This window comes from uncultured Methanobrevibacter sp., from assembly GCF_902788255.1.
GTDB lineage: Archaea > Methanobacteriota > Methanobacteria > Methanobacteriales > Methanobacteriaceae > Methanocatella.
The window spans coordinates 16,327-41,022 of the sequence record NZ_CADAJR010000016.1 but is presented as its reverse complement, the minus strand read 5'-3'; the positions used below and the strand labels follow the sequence as shown (position 1 = coordinate 41,022).

The 24,696-nt window shown below is 37.4% G+C and carries 23 protein-coding genes and 1 tRNA gene; 6 read left to right on the top strand and 18 right to left on the bottom strand.

The genetic code is table 11. The features are described from left to right. Positions 1 to 5 precede the first annotated feature (5 nt). From QZV03_RS05610 to QZV03_RS05600, 3 genes are read right to left on the bottom strand one after another with little or no spacing between them, the layout of a single operon-like run. Positions 6 to 377 carry a carboxymuconolactone decarboxylase family protein gene (locus QZV03_RS05610; protein ID WP_296874722.1) on the bottom strand — a complete coding sequence of 124 codons (372 nt, stop codon included), beginning with the start codon at positions 375 to 377 and terminating at the stop codon, positions 6 to 8. 16 nt (positions 378 to 393) lie between these two features. Beyond that, positions 394 to 891, bottom strand: coding sequence for a TadE/TadG family type IV pilus assembly protein (locus QZV03_RS05605; protein ID WP_296874721.1), 498 nt, complete (start codon positions 889 to 891; stop codon positions 394 to 396). Then, positions 888 to 1,247, bottom strand: coding sequence for a hypothetical protein (locus QZV03_RS05600; RefSeq protein ID WP_296874720.1), 360 nt, complete (start codon positions 1,245 to 1,247; stop codon positions 888 to 890). Before QZV03_RS05600 ends, QZV03_RS05605 begins: the two co-directional genes overlap by 4 nt. Before the next feature lie 130 nt (positions 1,248 to 1,377). Between QZV03_RS05600 and cobM the strand changes: the two genes are divergently transcribed. After that, positions 1,378 to 2,130 carry a precorrin-4 C(11)-methyltransferase gene (gene cobM, locus QZV03_RS05595; protein WP_296874719.1) on the top strand — a complete coding sequence of 251 codons (753 nt, stop codon included), beginning with the start codon at positions 1,378 to 1,380 and terminating at the stop codon, positions 2,128 to 2,130. 65 nt (positions 2,131 to 2,195) lie between these two features. On the opposite strand, the gene QZV03_RS05590 is transcribed toward cobM, so the two are convergent. The 9 genes from QZV03_RS05590 to hypA form a co-directional block, all read right to left on the bottom strand. After that, positions 2,196 to 2,726, bottom strand: a complete 531-nt coding sequence (locus tag QZV03_RS05590; protein ID WP_296874718.1) for a zinc ribbon domain-containing protein — start codon at positions 2,724 to 2,726, stop codon at positions 2,196 to 2,198. 10 nt (positions 2,727 to 2,736) lie between these two features. Beyond that, positions 2,737 to 3,681 (bottom strand): methionine synthase, encoded by a 945-nt coding sequence (locus tag QZV03_RS05585; RefSeq protein ID WP_296874717.1) that lies wholly within the window; start codon positions 3,679 to 3,681, stop codon positions 2,737 to 2,739. Continuing rightward, the gene (locus tag QZV03_RS05580; RefSeq protein WP_294998509.1) at positions 3,678 to 3,992 is read right to left on the bottom strand and encodes a DUF1894 domain-containing protein; all 315 of its coding nucleotides are present in this window, start codon (positions 3,990 to 3,992) and stop codon (positions 3,678 to 3,680) included. Before QZV03_RS05580 ends, QZV03_RS05585 begins: the two co-directional genes overlap by 4 nt. Beyond that, entirely contained in the window at positions 3,992 to 4,450 is a 459-nt protein-coding gene (locus QZV03_RS05575; RefSeq protein ID WP_296874716.1) for a DUF1890 domain-containing protein, read from the bottom strand. Before QZV03_RS05575 ends, QZV03_RS05580 begins: the two co-directional genes overlap by 1 nt. 11 nt (positions 4,451 to 4,461) lie before the next feature. Then, entirely contained in the window at positions 4,462 to 5,544 is a 1,083-nt protein-coding gene (locus QZV03_RS05570; RefSeq protein WP_296874715.1) for a hypothetical protein, read from the bottom strand. A 31-nt stretch (positions 5,545 to 5,575) separates the two neighbouring features. After that, a tRNA-Ala gene (locus tag QZV03_RS05565) sits at positions 5,576 to 5,648 on the bottom strand. 47 nt (positions 5,649 to 5,695) lie between these two features. Then, positions 5,696 to 6,727, bottom strand: a complete 1,032-nt coding sequence (locus tag QZV03_RS05560) for a DUF354 domain-containing protein (protein WP_296874714.1) — start codon at positions 6,725 to 6,727, stop codon at positions 5,696 to 5,698. 18 nt (positions 6,728 to 6,745) lie between these two features. Next, the gene (gene hypB, locus QZV03_RS05555; RefSeq protein ID WP_296874713.1) at positions 6,746 to 7,396 is read right to left on the bottom strand and encodes a hydrogenase nickel incorporation protein HypB; all 651 of its coding nucleotides are present in this window, start codon (positions 7,394 to 7,396) and stop codon (positions 6,746 to 6,748) included. A gap of 12 nt (positions 7,397 to 7,408) precedes the next feature. Beyond that, entirely contained in the window at positions 7,409 to 7,786 is a 378-nt protein-coding gene (hypA, locus tag QZV03_RS05550) for a hydrogenase maturation nickel metallochaperone HypA (RefSeq protein WP_296874712.1), read from the bottom strand. A gap of 220 nt (positions 7,787 to 8,006) precedes the next feature. Between hypA and QZV03_RS05545 the strand changes: the two genes are divergently transcribed. After that, entirely contained in the window at positions 8,007 to 9,155 is a 1,149-nt protein-coding gene (locus tag QZV03_RS05545) for an aldo/keto reductase (protein ID WP_296874711.1), read from the top strand. Here the strand turns inward: QZV03_RS05545 and QZV03_RS05540 are convergent. Next, on the bottom strand, positions 9,152 to 12,010 hold the full coding sequence (locus tag QZV03_RS05540; RefSeq protein ID WP_296874710.1) for a DEAD/DEAH box helicase: 2,859 nt from the start codon (positions 12,008 to 12,010) through the stop codon (positions 9,152 to 9,154). The genes QZV03_RS05545 and QZV03_RS05540 overlap by 4 nt on opposite strands. A gap of 320 nt (positions 12,011 to 12,330) precedes the next feature. On the opposite strand from QZV03_RS05540, the gene QZV03_RS05535 reads away from it, so the two are divergent. The 3 genes from QZV03_RS05535 to QZV03_RS05525 are packed head-to-tail and all read left to right on the top strand — an operon-like array spanning position 12,331 to position 16,709. Continuing rightward, positions 12,331 to 14,766: a DEAD/DEAH box helicase gene (locus QZV03_RS05535; RefSeq protein ID WP_296874709.1), complete on the top strand. Its 2,436-nt coding sequence runs from the start codon at positions 12,331 to 12,333 to the stop codon at positions 14,764 to 14,766. A 9-nt stretch (positions 14,767 to 14,775) separates the two neighbouring features. Beyond that, positions 14,776 to 16,008, top strand: a complete 1,233-nt coding sequence (locus QZV03_RS05530; RefSeq protein ID WP_296874708.1) for a PD-(D/E)XK nuclease family protein — start codon at positions 14,776 to 14,778, stop codon at positions 16,006 to 16,008. A gap of 26 nt (positions 16,009 to 16,034) precedes the next feature. After that, positions 16,035 to 16,709: a DUF169 domain-containing protein gene (locus tag QZV03_RS05525; RefSeq protein ID WP_296874707.1), complete on the top strand. Its 675-nt coding sequence runs from the start codon at positions 16,035 to 16,037 to the stop codon at positions 16,707 to 16,709. On the opposite strand, the gene QZV03_RS05520 is transcribed toward QZV03_RS05525, so the two are convergent. From QZV03_RS05520 to QZV03_RS05510, 3 genes are all read right to left on the bottom strand, one after another. Then, positions 16,701 to 17,354, bottom strand: a complete 654-nt coding sequence (locus QZV03_RS05520) for an NTP transferase domain-containing protein (RefSeq protein WP_296874706.1) — start codon at positions 17,352 to 17,354, stop codon at positions 16,701 to 16,703. The two genes, QZV03_RS05525 and QZV03_RS05520, sit on opposite strands and share 9 nt — an antisense overlap. A 24-nt stretch (positions 17,355 to 17,378) precedes the next feature. Beyond that, positions 17,379 to 18,563, bottom strand: coding sequence for a hypothetical protein (locus QZV03_RS05515; protein WP_296874705.1), 1,185 nt, complete (start codon positions 18,561 to 18,563; stop codon positions 17,379 to 17,381). 69 nt (positions 18,564 to 18,632) lie between these two features. Then, positions 18,633 to 19,913: a Mur ligase family protein gene (locus QZV03_RS05510; RefSeq protein WP_296874704.1), complete on the bottom strand. Its 1,281-nt coding sequence runs from the start codon at positions 19,911 to 19,913 to the stop codon at positions 18,633 to 18,635. 103 nt (positions 19,914 to 20,016) lie between these two features. Between QZV03_RS05510 and QZV03_RS05505 the strand changes: the two genes are divergently transcribed. Then, entirely contained in the window at positions 20,017 to 20,415 is a 399-nt protein-coding gene (locus tag QZV03_RS05505) for a nuclease (RefSeq protein WP_296874703.1), read from the top strand. Positions 20,416 to 20,437: 22 nt separating this feature from the next. Here the strand turns inward: QZV03_RS05505 and QZV03_RS05500 are convergent, their stop codons facing one another. Beyond that, positions 20,438 to 23,185, bottom strand: coding sequence for an SMC family ATPase (locus tag QZV03_RS05500; RefSeq protein ID WP_296874702.1), 2,748 nt, complete (start codon positions 23,183 to 23,185; stop codon positions 20,438 to 20,440). Next, a complete protein-coding gene (locus tag QZV03_RS05495; protein WP_296874701.1) occupies positions 23,182 to 24,423 on the bottom strand; it encodes an exonuclease SbcCD subunit D in 1,242 nt (413 codons plus the stop codon). Before QZV03_RS05495 ends, QZV03_RS05500 begins: the two co-directional genes overlap by 4 nt. Positions 24,424 to 24,696 lie beyond the last annotated feature (273 nt).

The following is a 24,696-nucleotide window of genomic DNA, read 5'->3' as shown; positions in this document are numbered from 1 at the left end:
ATCACTTAAAGCAAATCCCTTTCAGCAAAAACTTCCTTTGCAGCCATCATTGCATTGATGGATTTTGGAAAACCGCAATATGCACTCATCTGCATTATTATCTCAACAATCTCTGTTGGAGTGTTTCCCACATTCAATGCGGCGTTGATATGTTCCTTCAATTGAGGAATTGTTCCAAGAACAGTAAGTGCTGAAACTGTACAGATTTCACGTGTCTTCAAGTCAAGCTCTTGGCGTGTGTATATTTCAGAATATGGAAACTCGACCACAAACCTTGAGAGGTCCGGTGCAATATCCTCCAATTCCTTGAATATCTCTTCAACTGAACGGTTCTGAATACTTTCAAGAGTTTTTTTACCTTTTTCATATCTAGACATGATGATTAGTTTATACTTAAACCCATTTAACATTAGCGGTTGTGTAGACATAATGATTGGAGAAAACGGGATTATATAATTTGTTTGTCGAAGCGGTTGAATTGAAGCTCAGCGCAAGTGATTTTCTTAGGTTATAGTTAATCCTGTCACCGATTGATACCAGCTCATCGCTATCGAAGCGGTCGGAGGTTTTTGCATAAACCTCAAACCGTATCCAATTCTTTTCATAGTTTACGTCATATCCCAAATCATTATATGACACATTGACTATTCTAACATCATATGGCATGAGCAAGGATTCCTTATCATACGAATAATCCCTGAACGTGTCTTCCGGATAGATTGCTGAAGATGATGTGCCCACTCCTTCGATTGCACCGCTTCGGGCCGCAGACATTGCAATGTTCAGTTCCTGCTGGTCACTTACAAACACTATACTCAACATGACAATCAATATCAAAACACCAAATACAAACAGAAACTCGGCTGAAACCTGTCCCGTATTGTCAATCATGATATCACAACACCTTTTGACGTTTTTGAAATCATATAACTCCTTCCACTGACCAATGTATATTTCGAGCCAATATCTGCAAGAATAAGCATCGATTCACCCTTCTTGTCTGAAAATTTCATTGTCATCCTGTTCTTGTCGACAGTTATTTCATAATATCCCCTGTCTGAAGGCAATTTCAGGATTTTTGAGTACCCCACACCATTCGAGTCAACCTGGGCAATCTGATTTGCCACATCATCAAGAATCAGCCTGTGAGCAACACTATCTTCAATATTTAAACTTGATGATATTGAAGAGGATGCGAAAAATAACAAGCCTAAAGCAATAATGACAAGAATAAATAATGAAAACAAATATTCTATTGAAATAAAACCTTTATTATCCATATTTTTTAATTATCTTAGAAATTAATAAAGTTTACTCTAAACAAAAGTCAATATTGATACAAAATCGTTAAATAATACTAAAAACAAATTGATTTACATGAAAGGAAAAGTAATTTTTATTGGTGCCGGACCGGGAGATCCCGATTTAATAACAGTGAAAGGACGTAAAGTCATTGAAGAGGCAGATGTCATCATCTATGCAGGTTCACTTGTAAACAAGGACGTGTTGAGTCCTGCCCGTGAAGACTGTGAAATTCACAACAGCGCATACCTCAATCTTGAGGAAACCGACGGAATTATCACTGAAGCGGTAAACGAAGGAAAACTTGTTGCACGTGTACATACAGGAGACCCTTCAATATACGGCGCAATAGCAGAACAGATCCGTGAGCTGAAAAAACATGATATCGAATATGAAATCATTCCTGGCGTAAGTTCACTGTTTGGTACCGCCAGCGTTTTGGAAGCTGAATTGACACTACCTGAAATCTCACAGAGTGTCATTATCACCCGTCCTGAGGGAAGAACTCCAAAACCATCCGGAGAAAGCATTTCAAGCTTTTCAAAGCATCATGCTACAATGTGCATCTTCTTGGGCATAGGCATGATTGACAAGGTGGTCGATGAACTGCTTGTAGGGTATGAGGAAACTACCCCTGTGGCAGTGGTCAAAAAGGCAACTTGGCCAGACCAGCAAATAATTAGAGGAACCCTCGCAGATATTGCAGGAAAAGTTAAAGATGCCAATATAACAAAGACTGCAATGATTGTGGTGGGAGATGTCTTAGACCCAGGTGAGTTTAATGCATCTAAGCTATATGACAAAAACTTTAAACATGAATACCGTTAAAGTTTGAAAAATACCGGTTTTCTCAAAAGTCATAGACATGATTTTTGAGGAATCAAACCATCAATTTAAATTTGACCAACGACCCCAACATCGCCAAATGCATCATAATCGTTGACATATACCATTACAACCTCATCCCTCAGACCAAAAATGAACGCATAACCCTCATTTTCAAATTCCAAAAGATAACCTGAATATCCCAACATCTTAGTCGGTGTTCCGCCCAAACCTGCTGCGACCTTTTCGCTGTTTACACCCTCACCAGGAGTTCTTGAAACACCAATTTCTATATAGTGCTTGTCATTGCTCCATCCCATGGAACTTGACTTGACATTCTTATCAAAATTAACATCTGTTCTTAAGGGTTCCTTTTCATAATCTGAGGGAATTTTAAATTGCACATTGTCAACGGTAACGGTTTGAGTCTGATTGGTTAAAAAAATAGCTGATACACCTACAACCAAAATGACAACAATGGCTGCCAAAATCAGATAGTTTCTAAAAGATTTCTTTGGGGAAACCTGTTCACCACAGTTGGCACAAAACAAGGCATCCTCCTTTAATGGCTCACCGCAATTTGGACAAAATCTAGTCATAAAATCAAAATTAGCTGTATTTATCTTTAATCTGGTTCATCAGTTTAAGCTTATCGAATGCAACGTCCTTCGGTGCCCTTCTAAGACCACAGTCCGGATCAAGCAACAGATTATCCCTTCCGACTATTTCAATGGCCTTCTGGACAAGCTCATCGACATCATTTTTATCATCAACAGTGTTAACTGATGAATCAACACATCCGAAACCTATCTTTTTGCCTGAAACCAGTGAATAGTTCTTTTCCAAAACATCCAGATTGACATTGTTTCCTGCAAATTCAAAATCAAGTATTTCAACATTGAATCTGGAAATGTCACTGAAGGCATCCTTTAAAATACCGCAGACATGCATCGCCAAAGGCACATCAAGACCGTCATGGAGAATGTCTATTGCCTCACGTGCGGTTTTCATGTCAACCATTCCTGTGGATAAAAACGGCTCATCGATTTGTATGTAAACCGGCTCAACCTTTTTTACGATTGCCTCAACCTCAAATTTCAGTGAATGTGCCAAATCGATTATGGCATCCTCCTTGTTTTTATAAAATCCCTGAATCCTTGAGGAATGCACAATAGTATTTGGACCAGTGATAATTCCCTTTACACCGCATCCTTCAGGAATATTTCCATTATAATAATCCTTCATGACCTTTTTTGCATATTGAAGGTCCTTGATTGAAATTTCCTGAGTCGGCTTTCTGATTTTTGAGATGATTTCAGTGTTACCGTCCACAATCTTCATTCCGGGAATAAATTCTGTAAAAATAGAAACCATGTCACCTCTAACCTGACCGTCGGAGATTATATCAACTCCTGCATCAAGCTGAGCGATGACACTATCCTTAATGGATTGCTTAAAAGGATCATATGCTCCAAGAGCACTTAATAATTTATTTTTAGTTGAAGTGTCCTTTTTGACTTCAACGGGAAAGCTTCCAACGACTGTTGATTTCATTTGCCTTTACCGGTGTCGAGTTTTCTGATTTTTTCAACTTCTTCCTCATCAATCGGCAATTCCACAACGGAAGTTCCGTGACAAGGTTTTGTATAAGGCAGGAACACGGTTCCCTTTTCATGGTCAAAACCTATTGGTATCGGAGGAATTCCAATGACGCGAACACCCAACACCTCATCACCAGGTTTGATGTAGACCAAATCATCAGCCTTGAATCTTATAATCATTGCACAGTCCTTAAAACCTGCTTTTGAGGCATGGATTTCATAATTGTCAGACTGTTGTAAGTAAGTATCTAAACAAAAAGACATTATTCCATCTCCTTGATTGCTCTGTCAAATTTAACTTTAATCGGTGAAGGATTATGGAAAGCCCTAACGGCTGCAATACTTGCGTCACTTCCGCTCTCTTCTATCATACTGACAAATTCCGCAACTTCATCGGCATCTCTTGAAAATACCAATGCAAGAGATTTGCACTGCAATATTTGCTCAAATGTTACGAAAAATGATGCTGCCGCATCCTTGTGAACAAAACCTACAAGCAAATCAAAATCACCCGGATTTATATCACCTAAAAGTCTTTCCAAATCAACCAGGTTCAAATGATAATAATCTTCAGGGTCAGATATCTTAACCAGTTTTTTAGCCGCAGGATTTGCCGCAATTGTTGTATCATAACCTAAATTTGTCAATTTGTTAAAAACATAAACTGCCAGTGGAGTTTGTGATGGAGTCTCAGGACATCCAAGTAATACTAAAGCTTTCATAAAACTACCCTCTATGATCTTGTTTTGAGTGTAACGACATTAGCTAGAATCAATGCGCCAACGAATATGAATGTCAGCAATGCCATACCATTGATTGTCCTGTTGAACACAAATAGTCCAATAAGAGATTGTGCACAGAATGAAGCTAATGCTCCTGTTAACAATACTTCTCTTCCCAAGTATTTTTTATTATTCTTTTCTCTTTTCTCTCTGTATTTATTCAATACCTTAAAACCAATTACAATGGTTCCAACTACAAACAGCATCAAACCTGCCAATCCGAGTATACCGAAATCAAAACCGTATCCGAAGATACCTGGAAGCATATAGTCGATTGTATCCTTCTGGTTTACAAGTATACCGAAAAACATCGGGAAAGGAAGACCGAAGAAAAGTACCAGCTGCATTGGCAATGTGATATAACCTTCAGCGAATGCTGTACCTTCCGCTCCCCAATAGGATGCCTGTGCATTGTGACCAATCAACTGAATATTTTGAAGTACTGTCTTGATACTTGATAGGGAATATTGCTCAATCCTTCCAAACCTAAGCATAGGTGAGAAAATTGTCATTCCGGTAACTCTTGCTATGACCTCAAGAAGAACGAAACCGACTCCAATTACACCTAAAAATCCGATAATTCTTTTAAAGGTGAAAATGGATTTTTCTCTGAATGATTTGGAAATCATCAGATATCCGAAGAAAAGACCGATTACCCACAATATCAAAAAGGACCTGTGCATCAATCCACCGAATACAGTGATACCTATTAAAAATAAAATTACAAAACGTCTAAGCGGCCGTATATCAACGCCCGATTCCTTCATCACCTTCAGCGATGCTAAAGCTGCAACAGTACCTAACAATGCTATCGGACCGAACGGGTGTGTAAACTCTGCCTGACTTGAAGAAATTACCAAAAGAGCAATGTCCGCTCCAAAAATAAGTGTGAAACCTCCCATGAGAAACAATGATAAAAAGGTTACGACACTGAGTGATAATGGAATCAGGTTAAGAGCAAATACCATTGTAACAAATAGCATTATTCCTACTTCTACAATTAATTGTAAGTGGTTTTGAGCAATTAACAACATATTATAATCACAAATTCATTTATTTAAAAAATGGACTGACCGGGATTTGAACCCGGGGCCTCCGCCATGCCAAGGCGACGATCTACCATCTGAGCTACCAGCCCAAAAAATAAAGTACATTATTATTATATGAATGTATTAGTATAAAAAACTATTTACCATTTTTGGCCAAATCATATAAATTGTCAATTATCACCTGGAACAAATCATCGGTTTCAATCTCAATTTTTTCACCAGGATTGACAATTAAATCGAGTGCCTTTTCAATAACATCATCTGGATTGTTTGACCTGTACATCAAGCCTTTGTTGATGTAATACTGGTCAACGGACAATGTTTCACCAGGATAGCATGAAATGACAGGAGTCTGAAGGATTGCAGCTTCCCTGTTCATAGTTCCTCCGGCACCGATTACAAGGTCACATTTCTTGATGATACTTGATGTATCAACTGGAGGTTTTAGTATTGAAACGTTTTCAATTCCCTCAAATATCTCGGACTGTTCCTTGAATCTTGGAAGAATCAATATGTTGGCAATATTCTTTAACTCGTCAACGATAGGTGAGAGGACTGACTTTCTGCAGTCAACATCAAGATATGATGCCAATGAAGGTTCAGGCCTCATAAGTATGGTTTTTGAATGTTTTAAATCCAGATTTAAATCTTCAAAAATGTTATCGTTATATTCAAAGCTTTTAAAATGCATCAGTTCAGAGGTACCGTTATATGGAATGATAGTGTTTGGATCTGCACCGAATTTCATCAGTTGCCAGAAATCTATGCTGTTTGGAGCGATGATTCTGTCACATAGCGGGAGTGTAAGCTTATTGGCAGCCAAGGCCTTTTCATTGTCAAGAACATACAAGCTTGGAATTCCAAGACCGAAAGAAATTCTTGGAAGTTCAATGGAATGCTTGCTAAGGGCGACATCAACCCTTTCACCATGAATAATGTCTACAAGATTGTATACTCTCTGTGTACTCTCGCGGAGCTTGTCATATAGACTTACCCCATGTTTTCCAACGGAAATGAAATCAATATCATACATATCAAGCAGCTTATGGATATCACCAAATTGCCTTGCTGTGACAATGACATCCTCACCTTCAGCCTCAAGGTATTTGATTACATCCTTAAAGAACCTTACATGAGGCGCATTTGAAATATCAATCCATATCTTCATCATACCACCCAAATAAATCTAATTCATTGCATCTTCAATTACTTTGATGATTTCATCAAGTCCAATTCCCTGTTTAAGGCTGGATTTGATAACCTTAACGTTAGGGTTTAATCTTTGAGCGTCTGCAACCATCTTGTCTGCATCTGCTCCAACTGCATCCGCAAGGTCAACCTTATTGATTACGACCACATCAGATGTCTGGAATATGATTGGATGTTTTTCAACGGTATCGTCACCTTCAGTTACACTGACGACAACGATTCTTAAGTGTGAACCTAAATCAAAGTCAACAGGACAAATGAGGTTTCCTACATTTTCAATTATTACCATGTCAAGGTCATCCAATGGCAGGTCTTCAAGTCCATGACCGACAAGGTGTGCATCTAAGTGACATTCTTTACCTGTATTTAAACCTACAACAGGAACATCATGCTTTTCTATACGTCCTGCATCGAATTTGGAGATTACATCTCCTGCCAAAACACCAATCTTATAATCAGTATTGTCAATGATTTCCTCTACAAGTGTTGTTTTTCCGGAACCGATTGCTCCTACAAAATCAACACAGAAGATATCCTTTTCCTCTAAATTTTTCAAGTTTTTGTTTGCTAACCTTTTATTAGCATCCATAATATTTTTTGCTACTTCCACATCAGCTACTTGGTGCATATTTTCATCTCCTTAACTGTCATCAGGTTTTTCTATAACAATATTTTTAACAACAATATCTTTACCGTTTAAGGTTTCTACATTTAAACTGTCACATTCAGGACATTTAACAAGTGGAGCGTAATGATCACTGTCATCCAGAATGGCCTCACCCTGAAAATCACATTCATGACATTTAATCTCTGCAGGAATCTCTTCAAATTTAATTTCCGCATCTTCCATGATAGTGTTTTCAATCAAAATTCCCAATATGAATTCCAACTGTTCAGGATTTATCATAGCCAATCTTCCAACTTCAACGGCAACTTCATTAACTTCAGTTGCATTATTTGCCTCTGCAGTTTCAAGAACTGCATTTATAATGCCTTGAGCCATAGATAATTCGTGCATTTTACTACTCCTAAATTAAATATTAATATTATAATTTTAGTATTTTTTATTAATAAAAGTATTTACTATTGTAGTCATTTGTAAGTAATACTTTTAATATTAAAAAAATAAATTGGTCTGGATTTAACTTAAAGGTCAATAATGATTATCCATAATTGTTGATATTAACAACATTTAAATAATATTCTTATATAAATAATAGTTAAAGGAGACAATTATTATGACTTACAAATCCAAATTCGGTTTCGGTTGCATGAGACTTCCACAAACCGATAAAAACGACCCAACATCAATAAATCAAGAATTATTCAACCAGATGGTTGACATATATATGGAAAAAGGCTTTAACTATTTCGATACATCATATGCATATCACAACGGAATGAGTGAAATTGCAATAAGAAAGGCCGTTGTGGAGAGATACCCACGTGAATCATTCAAGATATGTGACAAGATTCCAACATGGGCTCTGACAAGCAAAGATGACAATGAAAAGTTTACAAAAGAAATGCTTGAAAGACTGGGAATCGATTATTTTGACGTTCTGTTCATCCATAACATTAATACACCATGGTTCAAACTGGCAGAAAAGCATGACTCATTTGAATTTATAAAAAAGATGAAAGAGGATGGGATTGCACGAAAGATCGGTTTCAGCTTTCATGACCATGCAAGCCTGCTTGAAAAGGTCCTTGAGAAATACGGGGATTTAATCGACATTGTCCAGCTGGAGCTTAACTACCTCGACTGGGAGGATACCTCAATCCAATCCCGCAAGTGTTATGATTTATGCGTAAAACATGGAATTGACGTTTACGTGATGGAACCCCTTAAGGGAGGGGTTATCGTAAACCAATCCGATGAAATCAACCAGGAATTCAAAAAATTCAATCCGGACAAATCAGTTGCAAGTTTTGCCATAAGGTTCTGCGCGTCACTTGAACATGTCAAAATGGTTTTATGCGGCATGAGCAAAATGAGTGATTTGGAGGACAACTGCAACACCTTTGAGAATTTTGAAGTGATAAGTGATGAGGAGAATGAGTTTTTATCCGAAATGGCATTGAAACTTAAGGAAAATCTGGCGGTGCCATGCAGCGAATGCGGATATTGCCTGAAGGAATGCCCAGAGGAAATTCCAATTCCTGAATATTTCCACCTCTACAATACCCATAAAAATCAGCCGGAGTCAAACATATACAGATTATACTATGACAAACTGGCCCTCGAAAAGGTGCCTGCTGAAAACTGTACATTCTGCGGAACATGTATAGATTTCTGCACCCAAAAAATAGACATTCCTGAAGAGCTTGAAAATGTATGCGAACACTTCCAGGAAGGTTTCAGCCCATTTACAGGCTCACCCTAGGAAACCCTCATCTTCAATTCACGAACCATTTCACCATTTTTATTTATTTTTGATGCCTTTCTGTAATATTCGACAGCCTTTGGAAAGATGCCTGAGTGATAATATATCAAACCCATTAATGCCAAGGCATCTGAGTTTTTATCATCAAAGTCCAGAAGTTTCTCCAGTATGTCAGATGAGGTTGCCAAATCCCCCTGCTCATACAGATCATAGGCCTCTTCATAAAGAACATCAATGTCATCCAATGAATTGAGTTCAATAGTCTCTTTTGGTTGCTTGTTTGTAAGAAGAACCTCAAGCTCATTTGCCATTTCATTAGACCTGTCACATGAAAGTGCCTTTTTGGTAAACATCAGCGCTATATCCTTTTGATCCTGTTCATATAATATCTGAGCCATCAAAGCCAATGCCTTAGAATGGTTTTTATCATTACTGATGATACTGTTTAAGACATCCTTTGAAGCGGAATAATCCCCTTTCTTATACAGTTCATAAGCTTCGTCAAATTCATCAGGAATTATCTCATTTTCGACAATGACTTCAGCTTCAACCTCCAAATCATCCTTAGAAATCATTTTCCTCATGTATTCAAGGATATATTTGGTTGCATTCTTGTGCAAAGGCTTGTTATCGTTTCCGCATTTCGGAGAATAGATGCATGAAGGACATCCGCTTTGACATTGGCAGTTGTTTAAAAGGTCTATTGTTGAATCCAACATCTCAACAAATACGTCAACAGCCTTTTCACAGATACCTATTCCTCCCTCATAACCGTCATAGATAAAAATGGTTGCTTCCTGAGTATCCTCATGATAATTGGTTGAAAGACCTCCAATATCGAACCTGTCACACATCGTATGAAGTGGGAAAAGACCTATCAATGCATGTTCGGCACCATGCAGACCTCCTGCGAATACCTCCTCCTCATTTGGAAACATGTCTTCCAATGTGTCCTTTACCTGCTTAGGTATTGTAAACCACAGTCCCTTGGTATTGAACTTCAGTGGAGGTAAATCCAGCGGATAGGTGCCCACTGACTTTGAAAACTGCATCTTCTTGTATTTGAAGTAGTCCTCGCTTACTGTAAGCTCACCGAAATGGATGCTTAGCTTGCCGTACTTTGTCTTGGACAGTTTCTTTTTGATGCTGATATCTGTCTGGTTTAAAACCATAGTATGATAGTCCACATCCTTTCTTGTTACATTTACAAAGCCATTTTTAAAGCTTACGCTGTCGACAACATAAGTGTCCCCCTTATTGATTAAAATAGCACCTTCATGGGCTTCACGATATACTTGTGACTTCTCCATTGTTTCAAGTAGCTTTCCATTGTTCATTACCTTGAATTCCTGTGAAGAAATCTGATCAAGGGAATGGTCCATTGCAGGATTGTCATCATAAGGATAGATAAAATCTCCCTTATGGTTTTCATGCAAATCCTTTTTGGATACAAGTTCATCAACAACATTCTGTGAAATGTTGAAGTACTTTTCCGCCTCACCCCTCTGCAAAGGCAGTTCCTTGGCCGCACACAGAAGATGAGCCTCCTGAAGAATAGGGTTTGTCAAGTCGATGATGGCATTTTCATGAGCCTTGTCAAAGAAGAATTTAGGATTGTTCATGAAATACTGGTCAAGCTGATTTTCAAAGGCAATTAGTACTGCAAGTGATTTCTGATTGCTTCTTCCTGCCCTTCCTGCCTGCTGCCATGTTGAAATCATGGTGCCGGGATATCCTGAAATGATAACCGCATCAAGAGACCCAATATTAATTCCCAATTCCAATGCATTGGTACAGGTCACTCCAAGATATTTTCCGCTTTTCAGTCCCTCTTCAATCTCACGCCTTTCAGATGCCTGATAACCTGCACGGTATGCGGCTATCCTGTGGGCAAGCTGACCCTTGATTTGTGTCATGTCATTTTTAGCCCACATTGCTATCAGTTCGGTTGTCTTTCTTGAAACGGTGAAGCATAATGTCTGGATGTTTTTAAGCATCATGTAGAGGAATATGTTTTCTGTTTCCATGTGAACTGAAGGGGCGTTCTGAGTGTTGATTTTCTTTCTGACATAATTCTTGAATGGATTGTATAGGATAAAGTCCTTTTCACCGCTTGGTGAGGTGTCATTGTCAACAAGCTTGAAATCCTCACCGGTCAGACGATTTGCAAGCTCCAGAGGATTTGCAAGTGTTGCAGAGGATAAAATGAACTGAGGATATGATCCGTAAAAGTTTGCAATCCTTTTCAGTCTCTTGATTAGAAATGCAACATTTGAACCGAAAACACCCTTGTAGTAGTGTGATTCATCGATGACAATATATCTCAGGTTCTTGTAAAACCTTGACCACTGGTGATGCCAGGACAGAATAAGATGCAGCTGATATGGATTTGTCAGAACAATTCTGGACTTTTCACGTATTCCGCGTTTGTCCTCCCTTGGAGTGTCCCCATCATAGGTTCGGGGCTTGATTTTGATTTTCAATTCATTTTCAAGGTTTTCGAGAACATGCAACTGGTCGTTTGACAATGCCTTTGCAGGATAAATATAAAGTGCAGTAGCATCCTCATCCTCAATCATTGTCTCCATAATGGGAAGATTAAATGCCAAAGTTTTTCCTGAAGCCGTCGGAGTGGTGATGATGACATTTTCACCATCCTGTATTGCCTCATATGTTTCCGCCTGGTGTTCATATAGTTTGACACCCTTTGAGTCAAGATAATCAGTTATCTTTTTATTTAAGTTATCGACTTTCTTAAAACTAGCTTTTTTAGCTGGTATTGTCTCAATATGGGCAATGTTTTCCCTATATCTTACATCATTTTTAAACATATCAATATTTTCCACATCAGACATAATATCAGCTAAAATTAATTATAATACTATATTAATCTAATTAGTATTTAAATCAAATGAGAGAGCATTTGGTAACTACTCTTTGAAAATGAAAATTGGAGAAATATTGTTTAAAAAGAATTTAGTTAGAAGCAAAATTGCCTCTAACTTATACATATTATGGAAGATTTTTCTCCCATATGTTTTATTATGTCCATAAATATTTATAAAATTTTTGTATTCAAAAAAAATACCTAACGAAATTGAACATTCAGTTTTCAAATGCTCTCTCAATTAATATATTAATTATAAGAATTAATAAATTAAATTAGAGGTGAAAAATGATTTCACAAAAGGAATTTGAAGAAATAATAGTGAATGTACTTGAAAGGGACATTTCTTCAAACGAAGACCAAAGAAAGGCAATTTTATCAAAAACAACCGAATCATTATTCTTAGTAGCAGGACCTGGAAGCGGAAAAACCACCGTAATGGTTTTGAAAATATTAAAATACATTTTTGTAGATGACATTAACCCTGATGAGATATTTGCAACAACTTTTACAAGAAAAGCTGCAGAAGAACTCTATTCCAGGATTCTTGGCTGGGGAGATGAAATAAAAACCCACATACTTGAAGATACCGATGACTTCGATACAATCGGGAAAATAATCAGAATCGATTTGAATCAAATCAATGTAGGTACAATTGATAAACTAGCTGAAGAGATAATGAGACAGCACAAACAGCCAGGACAAAATCATCCGATAGTTATTGAAGAGTTCGTGGCCAATTCAGCCATGATAAAGGTATTGAGTGAAAATGAGTTATACAAGAATGAAAGCCTGCAGGAGTATCTTAAATTCCTGACAGGTAAGGAAAAGCTTGATGAACCTTCTAAAATGAGTGGAACACTGCTTGAAATCAAGGACAGAATATATCAGGACAAACTGGATGTCGATGAATTGCTACAACAAGCCAAACATGATACAGGAATGCAGATTGTTCTTAAATGCATCAAAAGATATGAAGAAATCCTTAAAAACAGAAACACTATGGATTTCACAATGCTTGAATCCAGATTCCTGAAATTCCTGAAAGACGGAAAGCTGGACCTATTTTTAGACAACGTCCGCCTTGTATTGATCGATGAATACCAGGACACCAATCTGATTCAGGAAGAGATTTACTTCACAATTGCAGAATCCGCAATAAAAAACAATGGAAACATCACAGTTGTAGGTGACGATGACCAGTCACTTTATCGCTTTAGGGGAGCCACAGTTGACCTGTTTACCAATTATAAGCAAAGGGTAAAGGAAAAATTGGGAATTGATGTAGAGGAAATCAACCTAAAGACAAATTACCGTTCAACAGAAAACATTATCAACCTGTGCAACAGGTTTGTCGAACTGGATGGTGAATATCAGCATGCAAGGGTTAAGAATAAGCCTAAAATCATAGCCCCTGATTTTGAAAAGGACAAGATGCCCATATTGGGACTGTTCAGAAACAACGTGAAGATGCTTTCAAATGACCTTGCAAGGCTGCTTTCCAAACTTATCAATGAGGGGGAGGTCCGCCCTAAGGTTCTCAAGGTTCTTGATGAGGATTACTTCAACAAGTTAAATGACATTGACATTGCCCAACTGCAGCAGATGAATGCGGAAAGGGAAAGACAGGGAAAAAGCATCGAAAGGATTACACTTAAGCTGGACACAGAATACGGATCAGCCTCAGACATTGCCATTCTTTCTTATTCCCCAAAAGAACAGCAGTTCGGAAAGAACACATTCCTATTCTATTTGAGAAAAAGTCTTAAAAATCAAAGAACACCAATTGAGGTCTTCAATCCAAGGGGAATAGAACTTCAGAAAGTCGAGATTGTGGAGATATTCTGCGGATTGATTCTAGAATGTATCGACCCTGAAGGAAAAGTTCAGCTTTCAGATAAAAGCATTCCTAATCTGGCAAAGGTGACCATGACAAAATGGAGGGTCAAGGCACGCGAATATATAAAATTGAACCCCGAACCTCATGAACCGATAAACCTGAGTCAATTCGTCCTTTACTGGCAGAACAGAATTCCAAGAGGAGTTGACAAATGGCCCAAAAAGGCAAGTCTTATGGAACTTGCATACAAGCTGATTACATGGATTGACGAACTGCAGGAAGACGTTGAGGGAATAGTATATCTTGAAGCGATTACAAAGTCCATTACACAAACCGGATTCTTCAGCAAATACTATTCACACATATCATTTGAAAACAAGAAACTTGAAACGGAATCAATCCTTGAAGCAATCTGGAACATATTCATACCTCTTGCAACCGGAGGAATACAGATTGACGAATCCCTGCTTGACACATTGCCTGATGACAGGGTGAATGTCCTGTCAATCCATCAGTCAAAGGGATTGGAATTTCCATTGGTTATTGTTGATGTGGGTTCGAAATTCAATGACAACCATATTAAAACCCGACATCTGAGATTTCCTAAAAAGGAACCTAAAAACATCACTATTGAAGACAGCATACGTCAATACAGTGAACTTGGACAATCCGAGAGAAGTGAAAAGGACCGTGCATTCGATGACCTGACACGACTGTATTTTGTTGCATTTTCAAGGGCGGAAAGTGTCCTGTTACTTGTAGGACTGAACTCCGCAATAGAAGGATATTCTCGCAAAAAGGACCACTTCAATATTCCGAATGTGGCGCTTGGATGGAGCAGAGATGAAAATTACATTGGATTTAATGAGATATATTTAATATGAGGTTAGAAAATGAAATTACCTTCAAGATCAAAAGCATATATGATTCCCGAATACAGCCTGACCGGAGATTTGCTGTCATTTTTAAACTGCAATCTTCAGTACCGCTACCAGAACAAGGGTACCCTACCACCCTCAAGGCCTGTTCAAAGATGGTTTGGGGAATTCATCCACGGAGTTATGGAGGAGGCATATCTTCAGTGGGATTCAGACAACAAGCAGTTTCCATGGGACTGGAAAGAGGACATCAGACCGATAGAGGATATGATTGATGTGAGGCTGCAGGTTGATGGACTGTACCCATATGATGAGGATCTGTTTTACAGTATTTTAAACACTGATTTGACCATTGATGATTTGAATGAACATGACCATAAGAAACTGGCAAGTGCAAGGGCTGAAAAGGCAATTAACGTTTGGGGACCTCATCTGTTTCCATTGATTGATTCGACTGAACTTACGATTAAGGGAATAAGGCAGATGCCCCATTATGAGAAAAATGTCAGCAGGTCAAATTATTATGGAATAAACGGTATTGTTGATGTTTTAAGTTCCCTGAAGATTAACAGCAACCTGAGTCAAACCAATCTTGACAACTACAACAACAGAATCATTGAATTTCTAAAAAAGGACCCTGAATTTGCAAGAAAAATAAGCGATTTCACCGATGGGGACGAATATGAAATCATCATTGACTACAAGGGCATGAAAAGACCTGCTGCAGAAAGCCCTGACAGAATCAATAACCCTTGGGAAAATCATGAACAGCAAATTTTAACATATTCATGGCTTCGAAAACAACAGGAAGACGCAAAACCTATTTTTGCGGGAATAATATTTTATCTAAACGAACTTGTTCCATCAAAGGAGGATTTGCTTTTAATTCAGGACGAAATTGCACATGACCTTACAGATGATGAAATCGACTATTCACAATTTGTCGATGATGTCGAACGCATCATGAACTGGAATGAGGATGAAAAGGCACCTGAGTTAAGTGATGAGTTCAAGATTGCAAGATCAATTCGAATAATAAATATTGACGATGCACTGATTGACGAATCCCTTGACAAATTTGACAAGGTGGTGTTTGATATTGAAAGCTCATTGATTCAGGAGATTAAAGGATGTAAAATTCAGGACGCTTGGAAAGGCGAATCTGACGAGAGAACCTGCAAAGCATGTGATTTCAAGACATTCTGTAAAAATAACAGTGTTAAAACAAAAGATATTAAAATTCCCTAATACAAATAACAATTTAAGGTGATTGTATGACTAATTTAGAATTAAACAAAAAATATTGTGAAACCATCGAAGAAAAAATCAATCTCGATGCAAAACCTGTAGCAATGAAATTGATTAAAACAGAAGATGAACTTCCTGAAGGCATTGACCTGATTGGCGAAAAAATAAGACACTGTGAAATGGTTAGAAAAGCATCCCTGGGAAGCACTTTCTACTCCACCGTCGACCAGCAAATGTGCCTTGGAGGAGCAGGTGCAATCGGTTTAAGGGACATGCCAGAAAAATTGGCAAACGGTGAAAAATACTTTTCACTTGGAAGATTCCAGGACCTTGAAACCGCTAAAAAACTGACTTCAGAACTATCCATCGTTAAGGACATCCACTGGGGAATCATATATGCTCCTTTAGATGAAGCAGATTTTGAAGCTGACGTGATTCAGGTCATAACCGAACCGGTCGGAGGAATGAAACTTGCACAAAGTATCGTCTATAAAACCGGTGCGAAAATGAAACCTTCATTTGCAGGTATCCAATCATTATGTGGAGACGCTTTTGCAAATCCATACATAAGCGATGGCGTGAACTTCACTTTAGGCTGTAGCGGTTCAAGAGGCTATGCGGACATCATGGACAATGAAATGATTGTAGGTATCAGCAAAGCAAAAATAGAAGATGTTATCTCAGGTCTCGATTCAGTCTAGAAGCTGAAGATAATCATCATAATGATTAATATTCAATAACTCTTTTTCATTTTTTTCTTTTATTCCATAGAATGTGTATCCATCATCAAATATCTTTCTTAAAATCGGATTAAGATTGTCATCCTCATTTTCAAGATATCTCATAAGATTCTGACGAGGCGCAACAAAAGGCATTCCCAGACCTTCAGCGGTATCCAAAAGACCTGTCTTTCTTCTTCTCAATATAGATATTGTTTTAAAAGGATTTTCTGAATTTTGGGAAACTTCAATCATTTTCTCAAAGGTTTCAGGAAGAACTGTCGGCTGGTCGGCAGTGATGCACAATGCAAAATCAGAGCCAGTATTTGACAGTCCATTATACAATGATGTTGAAAGACCTACATCAACCGGATTGTTTTCTATGAATTTTACATCATCTTTGTAATTATCAAAAATAGCTTCCTTTATTTCATTAGCATAATGCCCAAGTACCACAATGCATTCGTCTATATTTAAGGATAGTGCATTATCAATGGTGGTCTCTATAACGGTCTTTTCATTGAACGGTAAAATAAGTTTGTTGGTTAGTTCAATGCCGCGAGAAATTTGATCTTTTCGCATACGGGAATTCTTGCCCGCAGCAGTAATGATAGTAGAAATAGACATAAAAAAAGTTAATTAAAGATATATTCAATCATTAGGAATATATCTTACTATTTGGGCATAGATACCCATTCCAGTACCTTCACCCTCGGTCCACATTTTAATCTGTACAGGATAGTCATGATTATTAGTCACTACAATATCACGGGCAGGGTTATAACCGAAAAGAACTGCATCTTCATCCCAACACATACCTACTGGAAGATCGAATCCTTCAGAGGTAACAGCAGCCCTTAATGCCCTTGCAGAAGGACATACTCCGTGTGCAGCACTTCCACCAGGAGCCTGTGAATCACTTGCAGACTCGAAGTACACATAATCCTTACCTGTTCCGGTTGAATTTGGAGGAATTATAGTTCCATTCCATGCATCAACGAATTGTCTTGCATTAATTTCCCTGATAGAATCTCCATATTCTGGGTGGGAACCTAAATCAGTACCGTAAGCTTCACCTGCTTGTTCTGTGTAATTACCCGCATACAACAATATGGAAGATCCGGTAGGATATTCAGATGCATAGTCTACAGTGTCCTGACCAAATATCTTAGGAACATCAGCTGCAGAAACATTATTTCTTCCATCAGATAGACCAACCATTCCCTTTTCCAATGTGAATGTGGAACCCACTTGTGCATCATAATTATACCAGCTTGCAATTGTTGAAGCGTTATAATAATCATTATGATATTCTAATTCACGAATTTGATCTGCAGGTACAGATTTTATTTTTGTACCATTTTCATAAACATCCACACCAGATTCGGTTTTCTGTAACCATTTATATGGAGCACTGTAAGCCCATACATAGTTATCCGGTGATTTTACAACCAGTTTGTCTCCGGAAAAAGTCAAAAATCCTGGACCTTGAACATCAACCACATTTCCGTAGGAATCTATACCTTCACCTGCAACAGTTGAAAAATCAAATGGAATCATACCTGTTGATGCAGCAATCAGCATTCCCTGTAAATCAAATGCCTGAAGCTCATGTGCTAAAAATCCTATATGTGATGCTAAAGGAACAACAACCGGGTCAGTTGTACCTACAATAGACTGATTTTCAAACATGGATTGGCCAATTGGAAGATTATAGTCAGTAGCTACGGATTCAGCAGTATAATGATTACTTGCAGAACCAACAACGGCTATGAATACACATAACGCAAGTAATGCTATTAATATTGCAATAGAAATCTTTCTCCAACTACTCATTTCATACACCTATAAAATATACAATATATAATTATAATTACAACTATTATAAAAAGGTTATTAAAATTGTTATAATTTTTCTGAAATTTCTTTAATTCTCTCTTGAATATCAATAATAGTATCTTGACCATTACCTCCAATAAGAATGGCCTCCTCATGAGAATATTCTGCAACCAATTCTATAATTTGGTCTAGCGTATTTACAGTGATGATATTTCCCATGTAACCTAATGAGTTAAGCCTATATATTGCCATATCAAGTGTGTCATCCAAACCTGGGAACAACACTATCACTTCAGGATTGTAGTTGACGGCAACATCCAATATGTCAAGCCTGTGGGTTTCATTATGTCTTGGAGTTCCAATAAATAATGCATAAAAGTCCTTTTCAGCCAAAACTGATGCAAGGGCATCGGAGTTATCTGTCTTTCCAACATAAACCTGTGCATCATTAATCTTATAGACATCCAGTCTTCCTTCAACAGCCTTGAAGTTGGCCAAAGATTCCCTGACTTGAGTTTTGGATACCTTTAGTTCTCTGGCAATGGCCATTGCAAGACCTGCATTTAAAAGATTGAACTTCCCGACCAACTGCAGTTCATCCTGATAGGCAAAATAGGGAATTGTATTTTCTGCGGCATTCTTAAAATCGGAATTGAAATCCTGATCAAAAGCTGTGAAAATGGTTTTGTCTGTAAAAAACCTTACCAGGGAATTCTTATAGTTGGCAATGGTTTTGTGGACATCCATATGGTCATTTCCAATATTGGTCAAACCAACCATATCAAAATCAAAACAGTAATTGGCAAAATCCAGGGTCATGTCACACACTTCAACAAGCATGATGTCATAATCACCATCTTCAGCTTCAAGAATCAGGTCATAATAACCTGAAAATCCACCACCACCATTTCCGCCGACCAGGACTTTTTTGCCTGCATCTTCCAAAATAGATTTCAGCATATGAACTGTAGTGGTTTTACCATTGGTTCCGGTAATTCCTATTGTGAGGAGATCCTTGTGTCCGGATACAACATCACATAAAAGTTCTCCATTTTCCAGAAGCTTTTCGGCAAATGAGCCTCCGAACATACTAGGGCTGATGGCTATTGCATCACAGGTTTCAATAGCGAATGAGTTGGTAAAACCCAAATCAACAGTAATATTATCCCCAACAATTGAAATGGTCTGCTTATCCTCAATCATACTTCCTGACAATGTTGGCAAATCCAAACCGTTTAAATCTACATTAATGTTCAAATCAGTTGCATATACTTCCCAACCATGTCTTAAAAGAGAATTAACCGCCTTTTTACCTTCTACACCCAAACCAATAACTGCCGCTTTCATAAAAAATAATTCCTAAAAAATAAATCACTATGTTAAACATTAAATTTTAGAATTTATAAATATTTTTATACCATTACGATTAAATTAAAAGCAAGGTGATTAAATGTTTGAAGATGAAAGAAATGACAAGATTTACAATTTAATAATCACTAACGGTTTTGACAAAACCGGAGAATACGCCCAATTTACAGAAAAACTCTATTCCAAAGTTGATTTTCTATGGAAAGAATCAATGTCAGGAGACTATTCCCTTGCAGGTGAATCATTCTACAAAAATGTTGACAGAATCATAATGCTTGCCGGACTTTACAATGACAACAAGGAACTTTTTGAAAACTTACTTAAAGCAAGTGACGAATACAACATACCAATCGTTCTTGTAAGACCATACGGACTTGAAGAGGTTCCTGAAATACTAGAACAAAAAGCCGCAACCATTGTGGGATGGAATGTAAACTGTATTGTCGATTCCATCAAAGATGCAATCGAAATGATTGACTAAAAAAAATAGAGTAATAATGTGGTTACATTATTACTTTTGAAATACCATTTTCTTTTTCTACTTTTATCAGATTGTCAGCGGCATTTTCAAGATGCGCTTCATGAGTTACAATAATCATTTGAGGCAATGTGGACATTTCCTTCAAAAGATTAATTAATTCATGTCTTCTTGAAGCATCCAAATGAATTGTAGGCTCATCCAACAGGATAGTATCCAATTCACCGTTTGCCATTGCCTGAGTTATACCCAATCTTAAGGCAAGTGCAATAGCAATCTTTTCACCACCACTGACCATACTTATTGAAGATTCCCCTTCAGGACCGTAGACAGTCACTTCATAGTCATCATCAATTGTCAAGTCTGAATAGTTGAAATTGAATTCCTTGAAAAACTCTTTGGTATGCTTTTGAATGGCAGGGCGTGAAATATTTCTCAATTCTTTCTGAATTCCACCACGACTGTACAATTCACGGATATGTTTTAAAAGATTGATATAATCATCAACATTATCATATTCCTGTTTGAATTGAGATGCAGTCTTGATTTTATCAGCCAAATCATTTAAAACAACAATAGATTCCTTGGCCTGTCCCTTGATGGTGAAAAGCTCTTCATTGAATGAAGATTTCCTTCTTTCATATCTTTCAAAGTTATATAATATTTGCTCATATTTTTCCTCATCATATAGGGATGCCTTAATCTTGTTTTCAATGATATCCTTTTGATTGATTGAAACACCAATATCCTCCTTGATATTATCCAATTGAGTCATATATGAATTTTTGTTTTGAACAAAACCTTTAAGCTGATTGTAAAGTTCAGTTTTTTCCTTTAAATCATCAATACGATTTTTAAGTTCATTTGGACCTATATCTCCACTCAAGTGAGGATCCTGTTCAATAGCCAACTTGATGTTGGTTACATGGTTGTCTATTTCATTTTGAACCTGTTTTAATTTATATTGAGATTCAGTTTCACTTCCTAAAACTTCCAAAGCTCCTTTGGATTGGATATATGTATCATGGTCCTGTTTAAATGTCTCACGTTCCTCTTTCTTGTTTGCAATGACCAATATGAGTTCACCAAGTTTATTGCTGATGAATTCCTTGCCTTCCAAATCCTCATCCATCTTGTTCAATTTGACCAGCTGATTTTGCAGATGCTCAAATTTGTGCTTGTATTCAATGATGTTTTTGGAAAGTTCAGTAAGGCTTTCATGCTTTTCTTCAAAACTGTTTTTGTTTTTAGTCAACAGACGAACGTTTTCCTCTTCCTGTGCAATCAACTTTTCATTATCCTTGATTTCAGCATTATAATGTTTGGTCAATTCCTTTTTCTTGTAGGAAGTGATGTCTGATTGACAGACCGGACACTTATTGTCAATTCCCTCCAAATCATCCAAAGGTTTTTGACATGCCTTGATATTCTGTTTGTAAACGACTATATCCTCATTTTTGGTAATGATTTCATTGCCCAAATCTTCTATTTTGGTAGAAATCTCATCAATGAACTCATTTGTTGACTTTTCCAAATGGCTAAAATCATCAATTTCAGCCAATTTGTCTTGATGGAGACCATAATCATCAAGCTTATCTTTGGATCTTGAAAAGAAGTTTTCAATATCATTACGCTCATCTTCGATATTCTTTAACAGGCCCTTTTTGTCCTTTTCAAGTTTTGCCATTGTAGCCAGTTCATTTTCATAACTGTTCTTTTGGTCTGTTAACCTGTTAATGTCCTCATCAGAGGAAAGATATTTGTTGTATCCTTCTTTTTTAGCAGAAACTATTTCCTTTTGACTGGCAATTGAATCCAATTTCTCCAATATCTCATTTTCATCCTCTTTTAGCCTTTGAATGCTTGTAACTGATTTTTCAAAGTCAAGATACATGTCCAGTTTTGAAACATATTTCTCAAGTCTGGAAATTTCCTCTTCGGATTCACGGATTTTATCCAATTCTTCCTGAACCCTATGTTTTTCCTCTTCAAGCTTGGCGAAGGTCTTTTCTTCATTTTCCAAATTGATGACCTGAGTTTCATAAATTTCCTTTTCACGTTCCATATTCCTTTTGCTTTCTGAAATTTCTTTAAGCAATCCGTCAACATCCATTAACTGCTCTTCGAGTTCATGGCCCTTTTGCTTAAGGACTTCAAGTTCCTGTTTCTTATTTGTATACTTTTCCAGAAGCTCAGAGGAATTATATAGTTTTCCCTTAAGTTCAGAACGCTGGGATTCATATCCTGTAATGTAAGGAAGAAGATTTTTCCATGCCTTTTCCAGGGAGTCTATACCGAGCAGTTTACCGATAAGCTGTTTTTTCTCTGCAGGAGTCTTGTCAACCAGCTCAGCAATTTCACCCTGTCTGATGTAGATTGCATTCAGGAAAAGATCAGAATCGATGTCAAGGATTTGGCGAATTTCATTAGCCACTTCCCTGTCTCCGGTACAGATGTGGACAAATCCACCCTGAGAGGAGGTTCTTTTATATAATGATGATTTGAGATTGGATCTTTTTTCACGGATGATTTTATAATCACGACCGTTTGATGTGAATTCCAACTCAACTGACATTGCATTGGCATTGTTTCTTACCAAATCATCAATTTTTTTGGCAGTATGCTGTTTGAACAATGCAAAACTGATTGCCTCAAGTATTGTTGATTTACCTGCACCGTTTTCACCTACAATGACACTGATTCCCTTATCGAATGGAATTACAGTGTGTTCATGAGACTTGAAATTGTTTAATTTTAATTTAGTGAAAATCATTCTTGAACCTCCTTACCAAATGTTAACTGCACATCCTCTTTTTTCTCCGGAGGTTGTTCCTTAACTACTGCTTCGGTAGTGAATTCAGTGTCCTCAACCACATTGGTGTAGTGTCCATCAAAGTATTGGTTAATAATTTCCTCAGACTCCTCAAGCTTGTCCTTTGAAAGCAGACGGTACAAATCAATGGCGAGTTCTGTCACTTCACTGTTGCCATACCCCTTAAGGCTTTCAATTATTAGCTGTTCCGGACCTATCCTTTCACCTTCAGTCGGAAGAATGGTTACATCCTCATCCTTCATGACAAATGTCGGCCTTATCATCAATGCCAACTCACCAAGTTCCTCGTTAATTATTTCATAAACCCTGCTGGTATCTGATTCAACTTCCCTGATGGTCAGTCTTAAAATAGGCTTTTTATCAAAGTCCTTGATTGTTTCCTTGATAGCCTGAATGCCTGTTTCCAAATCATTGTAGTTGATTGTCCTTTCAATGAATTCACGTGGAATATCAATCTTTACCCTTTTTATTAAAGGTTTTGTGCCATCAAAATCGACAACGACAAAACCCTTTCCGTTCTCCCTATAGTCCGGCAATTCGGAAGTTTTCCATATTTCACCCGAACCAGGATAGACAAGCCTTCCATTACCGTATGCATCGTTTACATACTTGTGGATATGGCCCAGTGCATAGTAGTCGAAATTGTTAGGAATTTCACCAAGCTCCAATTCATAATTCAGACTGAAATACTGATCGATTCCCTGGTGAAGTACAAGAATTGACTTTTTATGGTGTGTTGCCTTTTCAGACAGCTCGGCCAACTTGTTTTTTAATGCCTTCTTATGTGATGACGGATAGTATGGAAGCCCCGCAATGAAAATGTCTCCATGAAGGTAGGTAGGATTGATAGTGCTTATCACCTTCAAGCCCAACTTTTTAAATATTACATGTGGAGGGATGGATCCTTTTCTCATCACGACATCGTGGTTTCCTGCAATTGCATACATAGGTATTCCGGCACCCTTAAGCTTAAGCAGTCCTTTCTGGAATGTCAAAAGTGCCATCGGTGAAGGTCTTGCGGTTTCAAAAAGGTCACCACCATGTATTACAAAATCAACTTTTTCTTCTATTATCTTATCTATAACCTTATCAAACACTTCATAAAAGTCCTTTTCCCGTTCAAATAAACCATATTGACGATAACCCAAATGAGTGTCTGCTAAATGTGCAAATTTCATTATATTACCTTTTTAATTTTATTGTATATAACCAATTTAAACACTTTAACAAGCATTTAATGTGTAATAGTATATTCCAATCCATATTTAATAGTTTGCCTAGAGAGCATTTGAAAACTAATCAATATTGATTTTAGACGGTAAAAAATAGTATTTGAAAAAATGATTTTCAAATCACTAGCAACTTGAAAATATTTTTCAAAATATTAACTTATTGTAATTTCAGTTAACTGTTCAAACCCAATACACTTGAATCTTTGATATCTCTATATT